Source organism: Bacteroides sp. OM05-12, assembly GCF_003438995.1.
Lineage (GTDB): Bacteria > Bacteroidota > Bacteroidia > Bacteroidales > Bacteroidaceae > Bacteroides.
The window spans coordinates 1-23708 of sequence record NZ_QSUN01000019.1 but is presented as its reverse complement, the minus strand read 5'-3'; the positions used below and the strand labels follow the sequence as shown (position 1 = coordinate 23708).

Below are 23708 nucleotides of genomic sequence, written 5' to 3'. Positions count from 1 at the left end.
AAGGTTATTGTATTCCCCTTTCTCGGAGCTTTAACTGCCAATTCCAAGCGGATTTTAACGTATCCTCGATGGTTTCTTTTGCAGTCCAACCTAATTCTTCATTGGCATATTCCGGATTTGCCCAAACCTTTTCAATATCTCCGGCACGACGTCCTACTATCTTATAATTCAACTTCACTCCTGTTGCCTCTTCAAAAGCATTGATCAATTCCAACACAGAGAGTCCACGTCCGGTACCTATATTAAATACTTCAACACTTTCCTTTTGCTTTTTGTTCAAAATCCGATCAATAGCTATGACATGAGCTTTCGCCAAGTCCACAACATTAATAAAATCACGGATACATGAACCGTCAGGAGTATTATAATCATCACCAAACACGCTTAATTGCTCACGTATGCCGATTGCTGTTTGAGTAAGATAAGGAATCAAATTTTGAGGAACACCATTAGGTAACTCACCAAGTAATGCAGACGGATGTGCACCGATAGGATTAAAATAACGAAGAAGAATCGCATTGATAGGTGAGCCGGAAGCTACCGTATCACGAATAATTTCTTCATTGATTTGTTTTGTATTACCATAAGGAGATTCGGCTTTCTTTATTGGAGCTTTCTCCGTAACCGGCAATTCATCCGGTTGGCCGTAAACAGTACAAGAAGATGAGAAGATGATACCTCCTACTCCATGCTTCGGCATTAATTCTAATAGATTAATTAATGAAACAAGATTGTTACGGTAATACAACAGAGGTTTTTGTACGGACTCGCCCACAGCTTTGCTTGCTGCAAAATGAATAATGCCTTTTATGCCTTTATATTTAGCAAATACAGCATCAAGACCATCAAGGTCAAGGCAATCCAATTTCTCAAAAGCAGGACGAATACCCGAAACTTTCTCAATATTATCTACTACATCAGCACTGGAATTTGAAAGATTATCTACAATAATCACCTCATAACCACTATTCTGCAATTCTACTACAGTATGCGAGCCGATATACCCCGTACCACCTGTTACCAAAATTCTTTCTTTCATACTATTGTTTGTTTTGTAAATTAGGTTCAAAAAGTTTTGCCGGATAAACTCCTTTTCTCACCAATTCATTGATACGAAGTATCACTTGAATTCTATCATCAGGAGAAACAAGTCCCATCCACTTGGCCGGTGTCTCTATGGTTTTAACATGCAGACCTTTACTTATCATTCCATTAATAAAGTCAGGTATTGAAAAATGCGCTTTCATATCCATCCCCTTCTCTTTTATAAATTCATCAAAGGCTTCTCGGATATGTTTGAAGATATCAGGAGTAAATCCCCACATATTCATAGAAACAAAAACATTTTCATCCAACTCTACCCATTTATTATATTCATTCAGAAACATCGGATTACCACTAACACGCTCCACTCCATGCCGATCTATCACCGACTGAAGCTCTCCATCACTATTAATATCGCATATCCCCCTGGTTACGCCACCACTTTCAGGCATTACATTAGACAAGCGATAACTAATCATAAAGTATTGATAAGAAGTATTTTTCCTTTCTAAAAGATTTCTATATAACAGCTCAAAACTTTCACGCTGATAGAAATTCACTGCATTAATAACTCCAAACGGACCATCTATAACAGATTCTCCCATTAATACAGCATGTGCAGATCCCCATAACAATGCCCGTTTTGGATTTCTTAATTCTTCCGAAACCAATTCCACTTCCTGAAAAACATAATCTACATCTACTATATTTTCATATTTCCCGGAAACTTTCGTCTTAAAATCTTCCTCAAAATATTTACTAATAACGAAGACTACCTTATTAAAACCTGCTTTGACCGCATCATATATAGAGTAATCGAGAATTGTTTCACCATTAGGACCAATACCTTCCAATTGTTTCAATCCACCATACTTATTACCCATTGTTGCAGCAAGCACTATCAATGTCATTGTCATCCTTTACTTTATATTTCCGGACAAAAGTAAGCATAAAATTGAAAAGTTAAGAAAGAAATAAAGATATTTATTTATAAAGTTATACTAAACAAAGTATAATTCCCCTATTCTGCTACATATCGAATCATAACACATAAAAAAAAGACCGCTTCAATATGGGTTGAAACGATCTTTCTATAGCCATTCAATTAGCTCAAATGTTTATTTCAATGTTCCCTGATCGGTTGCAAAATCCAATTCAATAACTTTATCCTCATTATTGGAGAGTTCAACACTATAATAGCCATCGGCAAATGCACCGGAAATCCAACTAACCGTGAGAAGATCTGTACTATTTTGAGCTTCCATACTAGCACAATAATGTTGTGCACTTATTATTGACTTAGTTAAAGGATGTTCAAGCGCACCTGTTTTTTTATTAAACTCATTTCCGAAAGAGCCTAAAGCAACATATACAAATTTCTCCAAAGACATTTTGTATGAAGCACTTTTCATTTGGTCAGTATTCTTAAAAAGCAGAGTTACCAAACTTCCTTTTTTTATAGTATTAAGTGTGACATCTGTTTTCTTTTCAACTGTTATATCTGCCATATAAGCAGTACCAAAAGCATTATAAACTCCTGCACTTTCTTTACAGGCGACATTCAACCCTTTATATTGTTCATTGGCAGTCACCGTATTAAACTCTTTTTCACCTTTAATGAAATCACTTACAATTATAACATCATATACTCCCGGTTCCAGTTCTTGTGTTGTATAAGAAGCTATTGACTTTATATCATTAATATAACGAATTCCTTGAGCTACGATTTCAAAACTATTCGACACATGTTTTCTTACCAAAAAAGAAATACGAATCTGAAGATCATCCTCCAACTTTCCCGTGAAATACAAATTACCGTCTGCATCCTTCAAATCCTTTACTACATCATAAGCAGATGTATTAATTGTCAATTTCACCGCGTCATCATCTTCACAAGATGTAAACCAAAGACAAACACATACAAGTGCGAATAAATAAAATAACTTTTTCATGTCAACTTTCTTTTTACTAAATTAATTTTGATTTATCTATAATACATATCTTCATGAAATAACTTTTTACAAAAGTAATATCATAAGTTCATATATAGATTATGGCACCATCTCCAATCTATTCACACAACTATTGCCAATTAGTTGAAAATCATTCATTCATTTTTTAAATCTTCAGATAAATCCTGAAAGAAATCATGATTAAGAATTTTAGATATTCGTGTAAGCAATTCCGTATCAAGACTTTGTTTCCCGAATATTTTATAGATATTTGCATAGCTGCATGACAGTTTCCGGGCAAACCATGCGACGGTACGTTCCTCTTCCTCCAAACGTTGTTTAATAAGTAATCCTATTGGTTTCATAATCGTGTTTCTCAACCTTTTAGTTCCAGAAAGGCATTCTAATAAATACGAAAGCGTGGAACTACATGCTATTATTTGTTTCTGAAGGTCCTGAGAAAACCCGAAACTACAAACAATAGACAGTAGTCCTCACGCATATACGTGAGAAACCACTGTGCTATCCTTGTAGTTTCTTAAAATTTCTCAGGTTTTCAGAAACAAGAATAAAAACACAACGCTTCCTATTACTATTTTAATCTGAAGTAAATCACCATTTACATCTCCAAGCAAAGATATATTTTTCTTCTTATAAGTTCTACCTTTTTTATATTAATTCGTATTGAGTATCATTTTTTCCTTATTTATCTCATGGTTTACTGACAAAAATGTGAGACACATAATTGATAGAAATATAAGATATACTGTTCAACATACGGTCGATTGTCGACAAACGATAGGAGTTTGTGAACAATCGACCGTATCTTCGTAATCAAACGACCTTATGTTTTTTTCAAACAACCTGATGAATATTTAAAAGACCCTTGATGTTTTTTGAAAACATCAAGATCGTTTTTTATCACCTAAGTGAGTGGCACCTATCACTCAAAGGGGTGATGGCTAACGCTCCTTTGGGCGATAGCTTACATCTACGGGAGCGTAAGGCATCACTCCCTTAGGCGTTTTCAGCTCGTTTATTCTGCTAATTTAGCTGTTTTCAACTTTTACTTGGACTTACCTTCACCTTATCACGTTTTGCATATTTATATCTGAATATCAATAAATTAGAGTGAAGGTACTTTTTTCGTTGAAAATCATGTTAATTAAATAAATATTAAGATGGAAGGACGGGGCAAAGTCAGGGACAGAGCGATAGTAAAAAAAGTGTATTCACCGTAAGTTATTATTCAGCAATGATTTATCCCTGAATAGTGAAGAGGTGAAGGCAGTTCAAGTGCAATTTAAAACATGCATAAAAAGAGGATTTAGCGTAAAATCCCGATTGACAAGCCCGATTCCTTAGTGACTGGATTTGCATATTCCACCGGCATACAACAAAAAGGCTGACCTCATAAAGAAGCCAGCCTCTCTTGTTCGTATGTAAGAGATTAATTCAGTCCGAACAAAACTTTCAATCCACCGTCTACTCCGGAGAATCCCATGAATGCCATAGCTAACAAACCTGCTGTTACCAATGCAATGGCAGTACCTTGCATCCCTTTAGGAATCTTCACCAGACTCATCTGTTCACGAAGTCCTGCAAAAATGATTAATGCCAAGCCAAAACCAATTGCCGTAGAAATTGCATAAACAACTCCGGTCAGCAAATTGAAATCTTTCTGGATAACCAAAATAGCCACACCAAGAATACAACAGTTGGTCGTAATCAACGGTAAGAAAACACCCAATGCCTGATAAAGTGCGGGAGATACCTTCTTTAATACAATCTCAACCATCTGCACTAAGGCTGCTATAACCAAAATAAAGGATATTGTCTGCAAATACTCCAAGCCAAATGCATCCAGAACATATTTCTGGATAAGATAAGTTACAATGGTAGCGATAACCAACACAAAAGCAACCGCTGCTGACATACCTATTGCCGTTTCTACTTTCTTGGATACTCCTAAAAACGGACAGATTCCAAGAAACTGTGACAACACAATGTTGTTCACAAATATTGCTGTGATAAATATTAATATATATTCCATATAGCTTCTATTTTATGCAGTTACGCCTTTTTAAACTTATTGACAATGGCAATCAGATACCCTAATGCAATAAATGCACCCGGTGCCAACACAAATATCAACATTCCATATTGTTCAGGAAGCACTGTGATATCGAATATCTTTCCGGTACCAAGCAACTCACGAACCGCACCAAGTAATGTCAACGCAATGGTAAATCCCAATCCCATACCCAATCCGTCAAAGAACGATGGTAGAGGACCGTTTTTTGCAGCAAAAGCTTCCGCACGTCCCAGCACGATACAGTTCACAACAATTAATGGAATGAATAGACCCAATGTAGCGTATAATGCCGGTACATAAGCCTGCATTACCATTTGCAATACCGTCACAAACGATGCAATAACCACAATAAATGACGGAATACGAACCATATCCGGGATTAAATTCTTAATCAACGAAATAACCACATTGGAACATATCAAGACAAACATGGTTGCCAATCCCATTCCCATACCATTAATGGCAGAGGAAGTTGTTCCCAAAGTAGGACACATACCCAAAAGGAGCACAAATGTAGGATTCTCTTTAACAATCCCATTCATCAAAACTTTAAAATTATTCATAATCTACTCCTTTCTTTAATTTGCCTGGTTAATAGAATTATCTACCTCTTCCGTTTGAGAAGGTTTACTTGTAGCTCCCGTTGTAACGTCGGCGCTATCTCCGTTGGCATAAGCCTGATAAGCATTGTTCACTGCTGCCAAGAAAGCACGTGATGTAATGGTAGAAGCTGTTATGGCATCAATATTACCACCGTCCTTACTCACCGACAATGGATTCTTCCCCGGATTCATCCCGATAACAGAACCTTTGCCGTCCTTCTTAAACCAAATATCCGCTTTAGAACCAAGTCCCGGAGTTTCAGCATGACTCAACAAAGAATAATCAATAATGTTCCCATCCGCATCAAATCCGACAAGAATAGTCAAAGGGCCACCGAAGCCATTAGATGTAGATCGAACAGCTGCGCCGATAAACTCTCCTCCTTTGGTTGCCTTATATATAGTATAAGATGCCCCGTTCACTTCTATGGTTTCCGGATTCTCAGTCGGTTGATTATCAAAACCGGGCACTACAACAGCAATAGCATCACTCAATGCCTTTGCATTAGCATCCGCTATCGGTCCCTTCGTCAAATCATTTACATAACCCAACAAAGCCCCGGCAATTACAGTTACCGCAGTCAATACGATAGCCATATTCTTAAATGATGATTGTAACTTTTTCATTTCTTCACTACCTCCCCGAATCTTTTAGGTTTGCAATAAGTATTGATCAACGGTGTAAAGGCGTTCATGATAAGAATCGCAAACGACATACCTTCCGGATATGCACCGAACAGACGGATAACCACCGTAAAGAAGCCAATACCAATACCATAAATAATCATTCCCTTCTTACTCATCGGAGAAGTAACGTAGTCGGTTGCCATGAAGATAGCTCCCAACATTAAACCTCCCGTCAATAAATGAGTAAGCGGAGAAGCATATACTTCCGGATTAACCAAGTTCATCAGACCGGCAAATACAAATACGGTAGCAATAATCGTTACCGGAATATGCCAGGTGATGATCTTCTTCCACAGCATATAGGCAAGGCCGATAAGCAAAGCCAATGCCGAAACCTCTCCCAAAGAACCCGGATTCGTACCCAACAACAATGAAAGGGAATCGGGAATTTCTTTCAATGCATCCGCATTTCCATGTATAGCCTGTTTCATCAAAGCCAATGGCGTTGCACTGGAGATTCCATCGACACTTGCCATCGCTGAAAAGGTGTTAACCGGCCATGAAGTCATTTGTACCGGGAAAGAAATCAAAAGAAAGACACGTCCTACTAAAGCCGGATTGAACGGATTATTGCCTAACCCGCCAAATGACATTTTACCAACGCCAATGGCAACCAATGCGCCGATAATAATAATCCAGACAGGCAAGTTCGACGGTAAATTGAATGCCAACAAAATACCGGTGATGATGGCAGACCCGTCACATATAGTTGTTTTTTCTTTTTTCAGAATGAACTTAGTTATAGCCCACTCAAAGAACACACATGCCGCAACAGAGGTTACAGTGACGATTGCAGCACCCAGCCCGAAATAGATAAAAGAAACAATAAGAGCAGGTATCAATGCAATAAGCACACCATACATATTCTTTTGTATGCTGTCTCCACTATGAACATGGGGCGATAAGGATACTATTAATTTGTTTTCCATTTTTCTACTTATTTTTTACGTGAGCGAATAATAGCACCTACTTTACCTTTACCTAAACGGCAATAATCAAGCAAGGGACGACCGGCCGGACAAGTAAACTGACATGAACCACATTCGATACAGTTCATAATCTCCTCATGTTCCATTCTTTCCCAATCGGCATTTTCAGCCAAAGCAGAAAGCAAATAAGGCTCAAGTCCCATCGGGCATGCACTCACACACTTAGCACAACGAATACAGTTATTTATCTCTTTACGGGCAGCTTCTTTGTCATTCATCAGCAAAACGCCCGAACTGCCTTTACAGATGGGAACCTCAGCATTAACCAAAGCTTTTCCCATCATCGGACCACCACCGATAATTTTTCCAGTATCTTCCGGCATCCCTCCGGCTGCTTCAATCAGCATACTCATCGGAGTTCCCATACGAACCAAAAAGTTCGACGGATTCTTCAATGATTTCCCGGTAACGGTAACTACACGTTCAAATAACGGCTTATTTTTTTGTACAGCTTCATAAACGGCATACGCTGTTCCAACATTCTGTACAACCGCTCCTGTAGAAATTGGAAGTGCTCCACTTGCTACCTGACGGGCAATAACTGCATCGATTAATTGTTTTTCACCACCTTGCGGATACTTCACCTTCAAAGGCATAACTTCCACTCCGGCATAGGCGACAGCAACACTTGCCAACAAAGCAATAGCATCCGACTTATTGTTTTCAATACCGATTACAGCTTTGCTGACTTTAATAGCTTTCATCAGAATACTGACACCTACCATAATCTGCTCCGCCTTTTCCAGCATCAATTGATGGTCGGCAGTCAGATAAGGTTCGCATTCCACAGCATTGATGATCAATATTTCAGCAACATTTCCCGGAGGAGGCATCAATTTTACATGTGTAGGAAAACAAGCACCACCCATACCAACAATACCGGCAGCCTTGATTTTCTCTATAATCTGTTCGGGAGTAAAGCTACATTCCTTTACCAAATTTTCGCTACGATCAATGGTTTCTTCCCATTCATCCCCTTCTACATCAATAAAGATAGCAGGTTTACGGTAACCGCTCGCATCTATCACCTCATCAATCTTAGCAACTTTCCCGGAAACGGATGAAAATATTGCAGCAGATACAAAACCACCCGCTTGGGCTATTTGTGTACCTACCTTCACAACATCACCTTTCTTTACGATTGCTGCTGCAGGAGCACCGATATGTTGAGATAGCGGAATAATAGCTTGTTTAGGAAGTGCAAGCGTCTTAATCTTCTCTCCTGCCGACAATTTATTCTCGGGCGGATGTACGCCACCAATTCTAAATGTCCTCACAATGATTATATTTTAATGTTTTATTATTCATTTTATTAAGCTTCTGCTTGAGGAGTTTCATTCACCTCTTTTGCTACTTCGGTAACAGCAGGAGCAACGTTTATTTCATCCGCTTTCGAAGTTGTTTCAGTCTTCGGGGCTTCTACCTTACGAGGAGGGAAATTGACTTCAAGAATTGTATGTTGCGGGCATACCTCGACACATTTGCGACACAACTTACATTTATTAAAATCAATGTAAGCAAGATTGTTTTCCAATGAAATAGCCTCAAACGGACAAGTCTTCACGCACTTGCCACAACCGATACATCCTACTTCACAAGCCTTACGTGTAACAGCACCTTTATCTTTATTGACACAAGATACAAATACACGGCGTGACTTCTTACCTTTGGCACGAAGTTCAATGATAGACTTCGGACATGCTTTCACGCAAGCTCCACAAGCCGTACACTTCTCTTCATCCACTTCCGGTAATCCGGTTTCAGGATTCATGTGAATAGCGTCGAACTGACATGCAGCGACACAATCACCACAACCCAAACAACCATAGCTACATCCTGTTTCACCGCCATAAGTAGCAGCGACAATCGCACAAGATACCGCTCCGTCATACTTTGTTACTCGGGGACGATGTTCACAACTACCGTTACATCTTACCACAGCCACCATCGGCTCGGCAGTACCGGCATCTAATCCCAGGATTTCAGCCACCTGAGTCATAACAGGCTGGCCTCCTACCGGACAGAATTTACCCTCTAATGAACCGGCCTTAACACATGCATCAGCAAAGCCTGAACATCCGGGATAACCACAGCCACCACAATTTGCCTGAGGAAGCACTTCTGCTACCTGAGCAATTCGCGGATCTTCATACACAGCAAATTTCTTAGAAGCTACATATAAAATAATAGCGGCAATCAGGCCGATAGCTCCCAAAGAAATAACTGCAATCAGAATTAAATCCATAAGTTAGTTATTATTTATTGGTTTTAATGTAAATGAGAAATTCTTTCTAAATCTATTCCGAAGGAAATAAAGTACTATATAATAAGGTACAAGGACACAAAGAGAAACTAAAGCAGAAAATAATTCATTATCTTGGCTTAGAGACATTGCAACAAACAAAGCAACCAGTAAGAGAACGAAAGGTATAACAAAAGCGATTAATACCGCTTTCATCCCCATGGAAGTAGTTCCATATATCATCACCTCTTCTCCCACCTTATACGAATTGGAACTATCGTACACCTCGATAATCTTCTCTTTACTGTCGGAAGAACTACAATACCCTTTAGCACTGCAAGAAGCACAGGCCGACGTCTGCTGAATCCTTACTCTATAAAGAGATCCATCAATGTTTTCCACAGTACCTTTATGTTTTATTATATTAGCCATTTTGTAAACTGCACATTACAAATTGCTGCAAAAATACACAATAATTGGAAACTAAAAACTATTATCATCAAAATAATATGCAAAAAATTGGTCTTTTTTCATAGCTGATTTTAGTATCACACTTCCATCAAATAACATAAAAGCATAAAAACAATCGTTTTCACTACAGAAGCATAGGAAATAAGATACAGAAAGTGTAAAAAGACAGAAAATAGTTCATAAATACAAACCCCGTAAATTATAAGAATCTGTATCTATATAATCTACGGGATTTGCCTAAACCTTAAATAAAGAAGTATGTTTTATGTCTACCATTTATAATTAATACCGAAACTAAGCAATTCTTTCAACTGAAAATATCCGCTGCCATCTTCCGGTTTAGAACTGTCATCATAACGAGCATGCACAAACAACTTAGTAGACAAATAACGATTTAATACGAAATTAAAAGTATTCTCCCATTCAGACTCTACCCTCTTATAATTAGTAAAATATGAGAAACGGGATTCCCAAATAATAGCAGGAATAATTGTCCATGTATAATTAACTTGTAAACGAGAACCGATTTCACTTAACTTATTCTGTCCGGCTTTTACTCCAAATGCTGTAGGATCAACATCCCTATCAGCTAAATAGGTAAAGTTATAAGATAAAGGAGACAATAAAACAGATAGATTGATTTTCTTTTCACTCAATTTATAATCCATACCAAGCCCCAACTTTAACTCTGTCGGGGTCATAAATGCAGATTGTTTTATATCCGAGTTAGTCTTATAATTTGAAAAGAACTGTGTCTTAAATTCCGCCGATAATGTATAATACCATTTCGAAACAGCTTTTATACCCAATTTACTTGTCAAACGAAGTAAATCATTATTGGTACGATATTTATGTACTGTATCAGACGGAGCACTGATAAACCCTAAATTAAAATGTAATTCATTATCAAATTCAATCCTTTGCTTATCATCATAGTTCGCAAATAAATGTAATTGTGCTACCATCGAATTGGAACTTTCACCTCCTTTATACCAGTTATCTGATATATAATTCTGGGAGAATTGCAAAGCACCGTCTCCCCCTGTAGACCAGAAATTAGGTTTCTTAACCAAAAGTTCTGCATCGCCGACATTCGTATCTACCGGATCCGGTTCAAACAATTCAATTACACGGATTTTTGGTGGTAACTTTTCCATTACTTGTTTTTGGAACGTTTTCTTTCTTGCTATCTGATTTTCCGTGTAAACAATCCTATCTGGTCGAGCAACATACATTGACAATAATGCTTTATTAACTCTACGATCCGCACGTTCCATTTTGTCAAAGCGCTTTTTAGTCACAGGAAATAAAGAATCCTGATTATAAGAGACCTCTTCCAAACGAGCCGGTTGCCAATGGGACTCAAAAGCTTGTTCTATCGGAGCATAATAATAGGTTAAAGGTACAAACAATTTAAAATAATACGGTTTTAATTCTATATTCCTTTCCGGTACAGTATCATTATTCAATGAATCAAGTCCGGCAAAATACTTATTATGTATTTTTTGTAATGTATCTACGTATTGAGTATAAATAGAAAATCCGACATCTTTCTTATTGGAATGTACACTTTTCTTCTGCCCGAAAGCCACAATCCCCCCTATTAGAAACAATCCTAAAACAAAATACTTTTTCATCTATTTGAGAATTTTTCCGCAAAAATACATTAAATACTTAAACCAGCACAATCAATAAGTAAATTATAAAGCATTTAACTGAGTAATAATATTTTTTAATAGAATGTTTTTTAAAGGAAACCTTCGATTCTTCCCTATTTTTTTTTAATTTTGCGGACTTTAAGAGCGAACAGGACAAATAAAATTTAATTAAAATATTACAGTCGTGGGAGAAACAAAGTATATCTTCGTAACTGGTGGAGTAGCCTCCTCATTAGGCAAAGGAATAATGTCATCTTCAATAGGTAAACTTCTGCAAGCCAGAGGTTACAAAGTTACTATCCAGAAATTTGATCCATACATCAATATTGATCCGGGTACATTAAATCCTTATGAACACGGAGAATGTTACGTTACAGTAGACGGACACGAAGCCGACCTAGATTTGGGGCATTATGAACGTTTTTTAGGCATTCAGACAACAAAGGCTAACAACATTACAACCGGACGTATTTACAAAAGTGTGATAGACAAGGAACGTCGCGGAGATTATTTGGGAAAAACGATACAAGTTATCCCACACATTACCGATGAAATCAAACGTAATGTGAAATTACTTGGAAACAAATACAAATTTGATTTTGTCATTACCGAAATCGGTGGAACAGTAGGTGATATAGAGTCTCTTCCGTATTTGGAAAGTATTCGACAATTAAAATGGGAATTAGGTCGTGACGCATTATGTGTACATCTTACCTATGTACCGTTTCTTGCTGCAGCAAAAGAATTAAAGACAAAACCAACCCAGCATTCTGTAAAAGAACTGCAATCGTTAGGAGTTCAACCGGATATAATAGTATTACGTGCCGAACATGAACTGAACGCCAATATACGTAAAAAAGTTGCATTATTCTGTAATGTAGAGGAGTCTGCCGTAGTACAATCAGTCGACCTTTCTACTATTTACGAAGTTCCATTAAAAATGCAGGAACAAGGGTTGGATGAAACAATCCTCCGCAAGATGGGGCTTCCTATCGGAGAGAAACCGGAATTAGGTCCTTGGAAAGAGTTCTTGAAAAGACGTGTTAGCGCGAAAGAAGTGGTGACGATTGCCTTAGTAGGTAAATATGTAGAATTGCAAGATGCATACAAATCAATATTGGAATCACTTTCACAAGCTGCCACATACAATGACCATAAACTTAAAATCGAATATGTTCAATCCGAAGCGCTTACAAACGAAAATGTAGAAGAAAAGTTGGGACATGTCGATGGTGTGGTTATCTGTCCGGGATTCGGTCAGAGAGGTATTGAAGGCAAATTTGTAGCAGCTAAATACACTCGTGAGCATAACAAACCGACATTCGGTATTTGTCTGGGAATGCAATGTATGGCTATTGAATTTGCACGCAACGTATTAGGATATGCAGATGCCAATTCCAGAGAAATGGATGAAAAAACGCCTCACAATGTCATCGACATTATGGAAGAGCAAAAATCTATAACCAACATGGGTGGAACCATGCGTCTGGGAGCCTATGAATGTATCATAAACAAAAACTCAAAAACATTCGAGGCATATCATTCGGAACATATTCAGGAACGTCACCGCCATCGTTACGAATTCAACAATGAATATAAAGCTGAATTCGAAAAACATGGTATGGCGTGTGTAGGTATTAATCCGGAATCAGACTTGGTAGAAATCATCGAGATACCAGCCTTAAAATGGTACATCGGAACTCAGTTCCATCCGGAATACAGCAGTACGGTATTGCATCCGCATCCGTTATTCCTGTCATTCATTAAAGCGGCTATCAGTAAATAAATTATTAACTATAAAAAAAAGAAATGGATAAAAACACCTTAATAGGATTTGGATTGATAGGTGCCGTTTTGGTAGGTTTTAGTATTCTGAGCCGTCCTAATCAAGAGGAAATAGCTCAAATGAAACGCTATCAGGACTCTATTGCTGTCGTACAACAAGAAGCAGCAAAGAAAGCGGAGATGCAAGCTAAATTATCGGCAACTTCCGAACCATCTATTCAGGCAGCAGACACCAGTGCATTGTTTTACAACTCAATGCAAGGAAAAGAATCATTTACCACCATTGAAAATGCTGTCGTAAAACTGACGTTCAGCAATAAAGGAGGTCGTATTTATTCCGCAACATTGAAAGATTACAATGGTCAGAATAAAGAACCTCTCGTATTGTTTAATGGGAATGATGCCAGTCTAAACTTTACGTTCTATAATAAAAAGGGAGCGATTGATACGGAAGATTTATTCTTTACTCCTGTCAATGTAAGCGATACGACTGTTACCATGCGTTTGGTTGCCGACAGTGCAAGTTATATTGATTTCAATTATGCATTAAACAATGACAGCTACCTGATGAATTTCACGATTCAAGCCGTCAATATGCGGAACAAGCTGTCTTCTTCCATCAACTACGTAGATATTGATTGGAAACAACGTGCACGTCAAATTGAAAAGGGCTTCAAATTTGAAGAACGTTATTCAACTCTTACTTATAAATTCTCCGGAGACGATACGGATGAACTTTCCGGAGCAAAAGATGTGAAAGAGTCTATCCCGGGACGTTTGGACTGGATTGCTTTCAAAAACCAATTCTTTTCAAGTGTATTTATTGCCGAACAAGATTTCGAGCAAAGCGAATTGACGTCAGTCCCTCAAAGAGAAGGTAGTGGATATTTGAAGAATTATTCGGCTAAAATGAATACGTTCTTTGATCCGAGTGGGAAAGAACCGACAAATATGTTGTTCTATTTCGGTCCGAACAAATATAAGACGCTTACAGCACTTGACAAAGACCGTATTGATGGGAAAGATCTGGAACTAAACCAATTGGTTCCACTTGGATGGAGCTTCTTGCGCTGGATCAACCGTTGGTTCACAATTCCTCTCTTCGACTGGTTATCCGGTTGGGGATGGAACATGGGTATCGTATTGTTGATTATGACGATTATCGTTAAACTTATTGTATTCCCATTCACCTACAAGTCTTACTTGTCATCTGCAAAGATGCGTGTATTGAAACCTCAAATCGAGATTATCAACAAGAAATATCCGAAACAAGAGGATGCAATGAAGAAGCAACAGGAGACGATGGCACTATATAGCAAGTATGGTGTGAGTCCCATGGGAGGTTGTTTGCCTATGATACTCCAGATGCCTATATTCTTTGCCCTGTTCATGTTCGTGCCAACAGCTATCGAACTTCGTCAGCAGAGTTTCTTGTGGGCATCCGACCTGTCAACTTACGATGCTTTAATAACGTGGAACGCACACATCCCATTCATCGGTAATCACTTGAGTTTATTCTGCTTGCTGTTCAGTATTACTAATATATTGAATACGATGTACACGATGAAACAACAAGATACAGGTCAGTCTATGCCGGGAATGAAAATCATGATGTATGCTATGCCTGTTATGTTTATTTTCATCTTGAACGATTATGCATCAGGATTGAACTATTATTATTTCATTTCAGCTCTTATCAGTATTATCATCATGATTGTACTGAAAAAGACAGTGAGCGATGAAAAGATATTAGCACAACTGGAAGCCAATATGAAAAATCCTAAGAAGAAAAAGAAGTCCGGCTTCATGGCGCGGATGGAAGCAATGCAAAAAGAGCAGGAAAGATTGGCCAAAGAACGCGAAAAGAAAAACAGAAGATAACAGTTAGATAAAAGAACCTGTTAAAAAGCCTGCCTGATACATTTCGGACAGGCTTTTTTACAACCGACAAATTATTATTTAATTATAACAGATATGAATAAAACAAATTTAGTAATGATGACGGCTGCAATGACGCTTGCCTCCTGTAATGCCATACAGCAGAAAGGAGAAAGATATGAACCGATTATCGGTAAGCAAGACATCACCATCAAAGATGGACGAATGACTCCCGAAGCACTTTGGGCCATGGGACGTATCGGCGGACTGGATGTTTCACCGGACGGAAAGAAAGTGGTTTATACCGTAGCTTATTACAGTGTTCCGGAAAATTCAAGCAATCGTGAAGTTTATGTCATGAATGCCGATGGTACGGACAACAAACAAATTACCCATACCGCGTATAGCGAAAACGAGGCCGTATGGATAAAAGGAGGAACCAAAATTGCTTTTCTTTGCAATGAAAGCGGTGGCAGTCAAATCTGGGAAATGAATCCGGATGGAACAGATAGGAAGATTCTCTCCGAATTCGATGGTCCGATAGAAGGATTTAAATTCTCACCGGATGAAAAGAAAGTGTTGTTCATTTCACAAATCAAATACGGACAGCGCACAGTGGATATGTATCCCGATCTTCCCAAAGCTACGGGAATCGTAGTAAACGATTTGATGTACAAACATTGGGATGAATGGGTAGAGACAATCCCCCACCCGTTTGTTGCAGACTTTAACGGAGAAAAAATCAGTAATGCCATTGATATAATGGAAGGTGAGCCGTTCGAAGCACCATTAAAACCATTTGGAGGAATCGAGCAACTGGCTTGGAGTCCGGACTCAAAGCAAATTGCCTATACTTCACGTAAGAAAACAGGACTGGAATATGCCATATCCACCAACTCGGATATTTATGTATATGACCTTGCCACAAAGAAAACGGTTAATATAAGCGAAGGTAATATGGGATACGATACTAATCCTCAATATTCGCCGGACGGAAAACAAATCGCATGGTTAAGCATGGAACGTGACGGTTATGAAAGCGACCAGAACCGCCTTTTCATCATGGATTTGGCTACAGGAGAAAAACGTTTTGCAAGCAAGACATTTGAATCAAATGTAGACAGCTATTGCTGGAGTCCTGACGCTAATACCATCTTCTTTACCGGGGTATGGCATGGAGAATCACAGATATACCGCATTGACTTGAACGAAGGAGACAAACTGACCAAACTGACAGAAGGACAACACGACTACCTGTCTGTCACTCTTGCCGGAGAGAAGCTGATCGCTAAACGCCAGTCCATGAGTATGGCAGATGAGATCTATTCCGTAGACATGCAGGGAAACGCGACTCAAATCAGTTTCGAAAACAAACAAATCTACGATCAACTGACCATGGGCAAAGTGGAAGGACGCTGGATAAAAACAACGGACGGCAAAGAGATGTTGACATGGGTTATCTATCCTCCCAAGTTTGATCCGAACAAGAAATACCCTACTCTACTGTTCTGCGAAGGCGGTCCGCAAACTCCGGTCAGCCAATTCTGGTCTTATCGCTGGAATATGCAGATAATGGCAGCCAACGACTATATAATCGTCGCTCCGAACCGTCGGGGACTTCCGGGCTTTGGCATGGAATGGCTTGAAGCTATCAGCGGTGACTACGGAGGTCAATGTATGAAAGATTATCTTTCTGCTATTGATGAAGTAGCCAAAGAACCTTATGTCGATGCCAATCATTTGGGATGCGTGGGTGCCAGCTTCGGTGGATTCTCCGTTTATTGGTTGGCAGGACACCACGAAAAACGTTTCAAAGCATTCATCGCTCACGACGGATTCTTCAACATGGAAGCACAATATCTGGAAACAGAAGAGATGTGGTTTGCCAACTGGGATATAGGTGGTCCGTACTGGGACAAAAATAACAAGGTAGCACAACGCAGCTTTGCCAATTCTCCTCATAAATTCGTAGATAAATGGGATACTCCTATCTTATGTATCCACGGTGAAAAGGATTATCGCATCTTAGCTTCCCAAGGAATGTCCGCATTCAATGCTGCCGTGTTAAGGGGTATTCCTGCCGAGTTGCTGCTCTATCCGGATGAGAACCACTGGGTATTGAAACCACAAAACGGTGTGCTTTGGCAACGTACTTATTTCAACTGGCTGAACAAATGGTTGAAACCTGCCGGTAACAACAACTAATTTTACATACAATAAAAAGCCCGTAACGAAATCGCTACGGGCTTTTATTATATTATATCCCCGGTTTATTATCTCGCTACCTTTTCCAGCTTCTTCATAATAGAGAAGATGAACAAAGCAGAAAGCAAACAACATACGATTAATACGCTCCATACCATCCACAACTGCATATCTCCCCACAAATATCCGATAATGGCAGTCATATAATTACCAATGGCAGTGGCTACAAACCAACCTCCCATCATAGCACCCTTATATTTAGGAGGTGCTACCTTAGATACGAAGGAAATACCCATCGGAGAAAGCAGCAATTCCGCGAATGTCAACACCAGATAAGTAGAAATTAACCAGTTAGGAGAAACAAGTACGTCGGCCGAAATACCATTTGCTTCTACTTGCGCAGGAGTAGGCAATCCGAAAGATCCGAACGCCAACAGCATAAAACCACACGCAGCTATCACCATACCGATTCCGATCTTACGCGGTGCGGAAGGTTCTTTTCCTTTCTTTGCCAAAGCTCCGAACACAGCCAATGACACAGGCGTCAAAGCTACTACGAAGAATGGGTTAAACTGTTGGAAGATCTGAGGAAGAATAGGTAATGTAGGGTCCATTGTTCCATAATTCACGCCCAAACCGATTAAAGCCAACGTTGCCACCACACCTGAAATGAGCTTCGCCTTTCCTGTCTTCGACTGGAATAAAGAGAAACCCGCATATACCGTAATGATGATAAGAACCAAGTTCCATACACTGAAACCAAGACGGTCCAGCCCGGTAACATCATGCGCCGTATAGTCACGTGCAAAGAAAGTCATCGTCAAACCATTCTGATGGAAAGCCATCCAGAAGAAAATAACCACGGCAAATACCAGTAATAAAGCAATCACACGTTCCTTTGTCTGCTGAGGAGTCAGCTGTTCTTCATGTACATTAGCCGGTTTAGCTTGTTTGGAGTTATAATCCGCATGCTTAAATGTAGACCGGAAAATAACATAGATAGCCATTGATACAATCAACGAAATACAAGCCACGCCAAAACCATAATTATATGCTTCGGACAGTTTATCGATATAAGTAGTACAGAAAGTTGCCATATCGCCTGTATAGTGTTGCGCACTCTGCATTGCAGCCAGACTGGCTTCACCGTCGGGAGTGATCGTACCATTCAGATATTGGTGAGCCAATGACGGGATTTGCGGAACATAAGTGAGTCCGGCTTTACCCAATACATAGTTGGTAACGGCAGTTGCAGCTGTAGGAGCAAACAATGCACCGATGTTGATTGCCATATAAAACAAGCTGAAAGCAGTATCACGTTTGGAACTGTACTCCGGAGCGTCGTACAAGTTGCCGACCATCACCTGCAAGTTACCTTTAAAAAGTCCCGTACCGCAAGCGATCAGGGCCAAAGCTCCGAACATGGAATACAAACCGATATTCGTAGCCATCGGGATAGCAAGTAACACATAGCCTAGAAACATTACCACAATACCCGTAGTAACCATCTTGCCGTAACCGAACTTATCCGCTAAAATACCGCCAAATAATGGCATGAAATAGACCGCTGCCAAGAAACTACCAAAGATAGTGGAAGTAGTGGCTGCCGTGAATCCAAACTTCGCTTGCAAAAAGAGGGTAAAGATAGCAAGCATTGTGTAATAGCCAAAGCGTTCACCTGTATTTGCCAACGCTAACGCATACAAACCTTTCGGCTGTCCTTCAAACATAAACTGTAGATTTTAAAATTAATAATTAATATTCATTGCTTGCAAAGATAAGATAATATTAAAATAACACTATATTTATTGCATAATATTAAATAGAATTTGGAAAAAAGTCGTTGGAACTTCACTGTAACGAAGTGCAGAGTCTTCCTCACAACCCTAATACGGCACTAAACGACAAAGCGATCTTTGCCGGATTCTCCCTCATGTGTTTTTATGCTCACCGCATAGGAGCTAAAGTTTCATAATATGTGGAACTTTAGTTTCATATTTTATGGAACCTTTGTTTCATATTTTGTGAAACTTTAGTTCCATATATTATGAAACTATTTCTTCCTAAGGGAGCGATAAAAGATAGTCAGGGAGCGTTTGCTTGTTTATCCCGGATTATTATTAATTTTGCCCGGAAAAACAATAAAAGGATATGAGACAAAACCTCGACTATATCATCTTCGATGCAGATGACACACTTTGGATTAATGAAACATTCTTTCGGGAAACGGAACAGAAACTATGCAAACTGCTGGAGAAATACAGTCCGACAGATGAGGTGATGAGGGTATTGTACCTAAAAGAAATACAGAATCTGGAAATCTACGGTTACGGCATCAAAGGTTTTACTTTAAGTATGCTCGAAACCGGATTGGAAGTAAGCAACAAACAAATTACCGCCGGGGAGATCGAGCAGATTATCCTATTGGGGAAAGAGCAACTGACTCACCCTGTGGAACTGATTGACGGAGTAAAAGATACACTTCGGGAATTAAGTCGGCATTACCATCTCGCTATGGCAACCAAAGGCGACCTGATGGATCAGGAACGAAAACTGAAACTCTCCGGATTATCCGATTTCTTCTGCCACATCGAAATAATGAGCGATAAAACGGACGCTGCTTACCGGAAACTATTAAAGGACTTAAACACCACTCCCGAAAAGATAATGATGGTGGGCAACTCCATGAAATCAGATATTCTGCCGATACTCAAGATGGGTGGTTATGCCGTTCACATCCCATTCTACACGACATGGATACACGAAATGGTGTCGGACGAAGTAGAGCATCCGAAACTCACCGTCTTAGAATCGATTAAAGAGATAAAAGAAGTGTTGCTTTAACAAGTTCTAAATAAAAAACACCCTTGTTGCAATAATTTGCAACAAGGGTAAACTAATGATTTGAAGAACTGTACCTATCAATAAATTGGTTGTACAACACAACGAACAGGCATTCCATAGCCTACGGCAGCCCCCTCGCCGCCACCATAAAACCAATTAATCTTTTTATTAGAGAATTCCAAGTAACCTGCTTCTTCGCCCTCAAAACTGTTAGCTGACCAATATCCATTACTATTATCATCATGAATTCCACCATTTATTCCTATTCTACCTGCAGGTGGAAACGTCAACGTACTATACACAAATGCTCCTTCTTCTGTAAAATTATCACTTGTACTTGAACTCACCATATAATTAAAATCACTCCCTTGTGGCACTGTCCATCCCTTAGGACATGGATTATATCTAAGCATCAGCGGATCATATAGCACATCCCAATTCCACAATGAATGGTCTAATACTTCACTATACCATTTAGACGATGCCACAAATACAGTCGGATTTTTTATTGTTTCAAGTATTGTTAGTGGGGTTGACGAAATGTTGCCAATATGGGTAGAAAACGGATCTTTACGCCCCCACTGATAATACAACCCATAAGAATCCGAAGTCGAAGAACTATTGAATGCGCCGAGATTACGATCCATAAATATACCACCGGACCATCCATTGTCAACAGGGTTTAATAGGAAACTATTATCATCCACTACCCAAATATGCCAACTCCAAAGAATAGTAGAACCTGCCTTCACCGCAATTATCGCATTACCGGTCTGTCCGCTTCCTACTGTGAAAGTCATCCGATTAGTAGATGAATCATAAACCACATTTTTAATTAAATCTGTAGTAGTATTGTTATACCGATCCATCTGCCATACCACTCCGGCACTATTAGGCGTACCACCAACTGTTGTCCCAACTCTATCGTCAGTCCTTCCCTCTACAGCAATAAATGAATATTTTACATCTTTAGTATTATTTTTAGAAATTACCCAACAGTTACCGCCTCCATAAGGATACCCGTCTATTTCATTACCCTCAATATCAATCACCGATGATTTAAACTTAACCGAACAAAGATATGAGGTATTAGGTTTTAGTTCATTATTGGCAACAGCAAGAGAAAGTTTCTTGTTGGATACCGTTTCCCCGTTTGCAAATGTTGCTCCCACTGTGAGGTCTAAAGGAATAGAAGCTGTATTGCTTATAGGCAACAATATCTTTTCATTGCTCATTATATGTTGACTGCCAAAAATTGGAAGACTAAAGGCACCGTCTGTCTGTGTAGTGGTAACTATACTAACTTCCTTATTTGTAACAGCCCAAATGCCATTTATGTAAGGTGCCGTATTACCAACGGTTAAGACAGCACTCGCCGACGCAAAATTACTGCCGAGCCCGCTCGAGTCAAATTCCACTTGCAATTGCGAAAACAAATGTTGAAAACCGATCGTCAATGATGTGTCTCCACTGATATTTATCAGCCCCGATTGCCAAAAAAGGAAATCATCATCCGTGCTTACCGCCAGCCCGTTTATATTGATATTTTCATCGGGAATGTCTAAAATCATATCACTCTTAGAATAAGAGTAAGCCACAAATTTATACTGACCGGCCATTAATCTCAGACCACCGTTTACCAACACCGACTGCCAACCTATAATCTTATAATCGGCATATCCGCTATAAGTAGTACCACCGCTATAAGCCAAGACACGATAACAGGTATTTTCATCCAACAAAGCTATCGCACGGGTCTGTTCTACTTGACGAGGAGCAAATGTAGCTTCTATCTCATAATCGTCATTTATAGGGACAGATACCGTAAAGGACTCTGCAGGACTGCGTGTTTCGGCAGATGTATCACCTGCATAATCAGAAACACCACCTACCGTAAACCGTATTTCTACCATCTCACCTGTTGCAAGATTACCGGAATCATCGTCCTGACTGCAACTGCCGAATATCAAAGTGGCAACGGCTATCAGGAACAAATTAAAAAACAACTTTCTTTTCATACTGTATATTCTTTATTTATTATCTGTATATCATCAATCGTTTATACTATTAATCGTCTACTACCACTTCATAACTTCCCGATAGAGCAGCCTCATTCCGCCCCGACACGGTGGGGCTATCCGGTTCAACTACAAAACCATCATCGCCCAACAAAACTTTAAATCTATAATGATAACCTGCCTGAATAATATTACCGGTACTTGCAAACAAGCTTTGAGGGATTGTTCCTTCATAAAGATTCTCGTATTCCGTACCATCTGCATAAAACGCAAACGTTTTTCCATCAGCCAGAATCAGCATCGGAATCAATAATAAATCAATTGTTGAATGATCCGTATCCGCCGTCACATTCGTCAAGTTATTCAATCTATAATCCGTAGGCACTTCATCGGCGAAAGCTGTATACTCATGAGAAAACAGCCCATACGTCGCCATTAATGGCATATCTTTAAGTATAAAAGAACGTATCACACCTGTACCTTTATAAGTAAATCGTTTCACAAAACGAAAACTTACCCGCGTGTAAATATGCGATAGTATCGGTGTCGGATCATAATCGGTAGCCGATGCCGTAAAGTTTCCTACACAAAGGTCTTTGGAAGCTTCATAAAGACAAGGAGCCATGTTTAAAACGGCATCACTGCCCGTACCTGTATAGACACCGCTTGCCGAATAAGGGTAATAAGCAACCATCTGAGAAGTAGTTTCCGACAAAAGAATATTTTCTCCAAAAGTAGTCCATGAAGAAGCCCCGTAAGTATAGGGAACATTATCCCTTGCCTCACCACCCGAAGCACGGGAGATACCGACCGTACCTTCTTTCAAGACTGTTATACCGCCGACAGCACGGGTAGCTGCCTCAAGAGGGAAGTGCCCCACAGAGATTCTATTAATAGAGAGAGTAGCTGTCTCACCAATTGCGCCTTGTTCATCGACGGCAGAACATCCCGGCAGGAGGCATAAAGTTATGCCTGCCACCACTGCATATAATAAATATCTTCGTTTCATATCCATTGTTTTTCTGTTTTTTTACTGGTTACTCTCCCACCTCAACAAGATCAGTAGTCACAGTACCGTTTCCATCCCGGGTACCGACCGTAACTGTTCCGGGAGTTACCTTCATCCCGCCCGGTTCGGTCGGGATGCCCGTCTCGTCTCCGTTATTCGTCTGCTCCCAGCCATAAAGAATCACTCCGTCGGGAGAAAGATAGGCACCGTCACTCTGCGTTACGTTGAA

Annotated in this window: 20 protein-coding genes; 4 read left to right on the top strand and 16 right to left on the bottom strand. The window is 39.5% G+C overall.

All coding sequences use genetic code 11. The annotated features are described in order from the left end of the window. Positions 1-4: 4 nt before the first annotated feature. The 12 genes from galE to DXB63_RS13160 all read right to left on the bottom strand — a co-directional run bounded on the left by galE (position 5) and on the right by DXB63_RS13160 (position 11719). Entirely contained in the window at positions 5-1039 is a 1035-nt protein-coding gene (galE, locus tag DXB63_RS13215) for a UDP-glucose 4-epimerase GalE (protein WP_122126890.1), read from the bottom strand. A 1-nt stretch (position 1040) separates the two neighbouring features. Further along, on the bottom strand, positions 1041-1955 hold the full coding sequence (locus DXB63_RS13210; RefSeq protein WP_233522858.1) for a hypothetical protein: 915 nt from the start codon (positions 1953-1955) through the stop codon (positions 1041-1043). 207 nt (positions 1956-2162) lie between these two features. Continuing rightward, entirely contained in the window at positions 2163-2996 is an 834-nt protein-coding gene (locus tag DXB63_RS13205) for a hypothetical protein (RefSeq protein WP_122126888.1), read from the bottom strand. Between the two features lie 155 nt (positions 2997-3151). After that, entirely contained in the window at positions 3152-3361 is a 210-nt protein-coding gene (locus DXB63_RS13200) for an XRE family transcriptional regulator (protein WP_122126887.1), read from the bottom strand. A 1085-nt stretch (positions 3362-4446) separates the two neighbouring features. Continuing rightward, entirely contained in the window at positions 4447-5049 is a 603-nt protein-coding gene (rsxA, locus tag DXB63_RS13195; protein ID WP_122126886.1) for an electron transport complex subunit RsxA, read from the bottom strand. Positions 5050-5069: 20 nt separating this feature from the next. Next, positions 5070-5654, bottom strand: a complete 585-nt coding sequence (gene rsxE / locus DXB63_RS13190) for an RnfABCDGE type electron transport complex subunit E (RefSeq protein WP_122126885.1) — start codon at positions 5652-5654, stop codon at positions 5070-5072. Positions 5655-5669: 15 nt separating this feature from the next. Continuing rightward, positions 5670-6320 (bottom strand): RnfABCDGE type electron transport complex subunit G, encoded by a 651-nt coding sequence (locus DXB63_RS13185; RefSeq protein WP_122126884.1) that lies wholly within the window; start codon positions 6318-6320, stop codon positions 5670-5672. After that, positions 6317-7309: an RnfABCDGE type electron transport complex subunit D gene (locus tag DXB63_RS13180; protein WP_122126883.1), complete on the bottom strand. Its 993-nt coding sequence runs from the start codon at positions 7307-7309 to the stop codon at positions 6317-6319. Before DXB63_RS13180 ends, DXB63_RS13185 begins: the two co-directional genes overlap by 4 nt. A gap of 8 nt (positions 7310-7317) precedes the next feature. Continuing rightward, entirely contained in the window at positions 7318-8649 is a 1332-nt protein-coding gene (gene rsxC, locus DXB63_RS13175; RefSeq protein ID WP_122126882.1) for an electron transport complex subunit RsxC, read from the bottom strand. Positions 8650-8681: 32 nt separating this feature from the next. Beyond that, positions 8682-9614, bottom strand: a complete 933-nt coding sequence (locus DXB63_RS13170; RefSeq protein WP_122126881.1) for a Fe-S cluster domain-containing protein — start codon at positions 9612-9614, stop codon at positions 8682-8684. A gap of 3 nt (positions 9615-9617) precedes the next feature. Next, positions 9618-10043 (bottom strand): SoxR reducing system RseC family protein, encoded by a 426-nt coding sequence (locus DXB63_RS13165; protein ID WP_122126880.1) that lies wholly within the window; start codon positions 10041-10043, stop codon positions 9618-9620. Between the two features lie 308 nt (positions 10044-10351). Beyond that, the gene (locus tag DXB63_RS13160; RefSeq protein WP_122126879.1) at positions 10352-11719 is read right to left on the bottom strand and encodes a DUF3078 domain-containing protein; all 1368 of its coding nucleotides are present in this window, start codon (positions 11717-11719) and stop codon (positions 10352-10354) included. Between the two features lie 205 nt (positions 11720-11924). On the opposite strand from DXB63_RS13160, the gene DXB63_RS13155 reads away from it, so the two are divergent. The 3 genes from DXB63_RS13155 to DXB63_RS13145 all read left to right on the top strand — a co-directional run bounded on the left by DXB63_RS13155 (position 11925) and on the right by DXB63_RS13145 (position 17608). Further along, positions 11925-13526, top strand: coding sequence for a CTP synthase (locus tag DXB63_RS13155; RefSeq protein ID WP_122126878.1), 1602 nt, complete (start codon positions 11925-11927; stop codon positions 13524-13526). Between the two features lie 23 nt (positions 13527-13549). Then, positions 13550-15406: a membrane protein insertase YidC gene (yidC, locus tag DXB63_RS13150; RefSeq protein WP_122126877.1), complete on the top strand. Its 1857-nt coding sequence runs from the start codon at positions 13550-13552 to the stop codon at positions 15404-15406. A 129-nt stretch (positions 15407-15535) separates the two neighbouring features. Continuing rightward, a complete protein-coding gene (locus DXB63_RS13145; protein ID WP_369869623.1) occupies positions 15536-17608 on the top strand; it encodes a prolyl oligopeptidase family serine peptidase in 2073 nt (690 codons plus the stop codon). 68 nt (positions 17609-17676) lie between these two features. Here DXB63_RS13145 and DXB63_RS13140 read toward each other — a convergent pair whose 3' ends face one another. After that, positions 17677-19338 (bottom strand): peptide MFS transporter, encoded by a 1662-nt coding sequence (locus DXB63_RS13140; RefSeq protein WP_122126875.1) that lies wholly within the window; start codon positions 19336-19338, stop codon positions 17677-17679. Positions 19339-19759: 421 nt separating this feature from the next. Between DXB63_RS13140 and DXB63_RS13135 the strand changes: the two genes are divergently transcribed. Next, on the top strand, positions 19760-20452 hold the full coding sequence (locus DXB63_RS13135) for an HAD family hydrolase (RefSeq protein WP_122126874.1): 693 nt from the start codon (positions 19760-19762) through the stop codon (positions 20450-20452). A 77-nt stretch (positions 20453-20529) separates the two neighbouring features. Here DXB63_RS13135 and DXB63_RS13130 read toward each other — a convergent pair whose 3' ends face one another. From DXB63_RS13130 to DXB63_RS17975, 3 genes are all read right to left on the bottom strand, one after another. Further along, positions 20530-22470, bottom strand: coding sequence for a hypothetical protein (locus tag DXB63_RS13130; RefSeq protein WP_122126873.1), 1941 nt, complete (start codon positions 22468-22470; stop codon positions 20530-20532). Positions 22471-22519: 49 nt separating this feature from the next. Then, positions 22520-23479, bottom strand: coding sequence for a fimbrillin family protein (locus DXB63_RS13125; protein ID WP_158563687.1), 960 nt, complete (start codon positions 23477-23479; stop codon positions 22520-22522). A 28-nt stretch (positions 23480-23507) separates the two neighbouring features. After that, a partial coding sequence (locus DXB63_RS17975; RefSeq protein ID WP_158563686.1) for a hypothetical protein occupies positions 23508-23708 on the bottom strand: 201 nt, incomplete at its 5' end.

What these genes read in the sequence shown, in the direction of transcription:
- rsxA (WP_122126886.1), bottom strand. Translation starts at nt 5,049, where the DNA reads ATGGAATATATATTAATATTTATCACAGCAATATTTGTGAACAACATT.
- rsxE (WP_122126885.1), bottom strand. Translation starts at nt 5,654, where the DNA reads ATGAATAATTTTAAAGTTTTGATGAATGGGATTGTTAAAGAGAATCCT.
- DXB63_RS13170 (WP_122126881.1), bottom strand. Translation starts at nt 9,614, where the DNA reads ATGGATTTAATTCTGATTGCAGTTATTTCTTTGGGAGCTATCGGCCTG.
- DXB63_RS13180 (WP_122126883.1), bottom strand. Translation starts at nt 7,309, where the DNA reads ATGGAAAACAAATTAATAGTATCCTTATCGCCCCATGTTCATAGTGGA.
- DXB63_RS13200 (WP_122126887.1), bottom strand. Translation starts at nt 3,361, where the DNA reads ATGAAACCAATAGGATTACTTATTAAACAACGTTTGGAGGAAGAGGAA.
- DXB63_RS13145 (WP_369869623.1), top strand. Translation starts at nt 15,536, where the DNA reads ATGACGCTTGCCTCCTGTAATGCCATACAGCAGAAAGGAGAAAGATAT.
- DXB63_RS13185 (WP_122126884.1), bottom strand. Translation starts at nt 6,320, where the DNA reads ATGAAAAAGTTACAATCATCATTTAAGAATATGGCTATCGTATTGACT.
- DXB63_RS13140 (WP_122126875.1), bottom strand. Translation starts at nt 19,338, where the DNA reads ATGTTTGAAGGACAGCCGAAAGGTTTGTATGCGTTAGCGTTGGCAAAT.
- DXB63_RS13135 (WP_122126874.1), top strand. Translation starts at nt 19,760, where the DNA reads ATGAGACAAAACCTCGACTATATCATCTTCGATGCAGATGACACACTT.
- galE (WP_122126890.1), bottom strand. Translation starts at nt 1,039, where the DNA reads ATGAAAGAAAGAATTTTGGTAACAGGTGGTACGGGGTATATCGGCTCG.
- yidC (WP_122126877.1), top strand. Translation starts at nt 13,550, where the DNA reads ATGGATAAAAACACCTTAATAGGATTTGGATTGATAGGTGCCGTTTTG.
- DXB63_RS13130 (WP_122126873.1), bottom strand. Translation starts at nt 22,470, where the DNA reads ATGAAAAGAAAGTTGTTTTTTAATTTGTTCCTGATAGCCGTTGCCACT.
- DXB63_RS13205 (WP_122126888.1), bottom strand. Translation starts at nt 2,996, where the DNA reads ATGAAAAAGTTATTTTATTTATTCGCACTTGTATGTGTTTGTCTTTGG.
- DXB63_RS13125 (WP_158563687.1), bottom strand. Translation starts at nt 23,479, where the DNA reads ATGAAACGAAGATATTTATTATATGCAGTGGTGGCAGGCATAACTTTA.
- DXB63_RS13210 (WP_233522858.1), bottom strand. Translation starts at nt 1,955, where the DNA reads ATGACATTGATAGTGCTTGCTGCAACAATGGGTAATAAGTATGGTGGA.
- DXB63_RS13160 (WP_122126879.1), bottom strand. Translation starts at nt 11,719, where the DNA reads ATGAAAAAGTATTTTGTTTTAGGATTGTTTCTAATAGGGGGGATTGTG.
- DXB63_RS13165 (WP_122126880.1), bottom strand. Translation starts at nt 10,043, where the DNA reads ATGGCTAATATAATAAAACATAAAGGTACTGTGGAAAACATTGATGGA.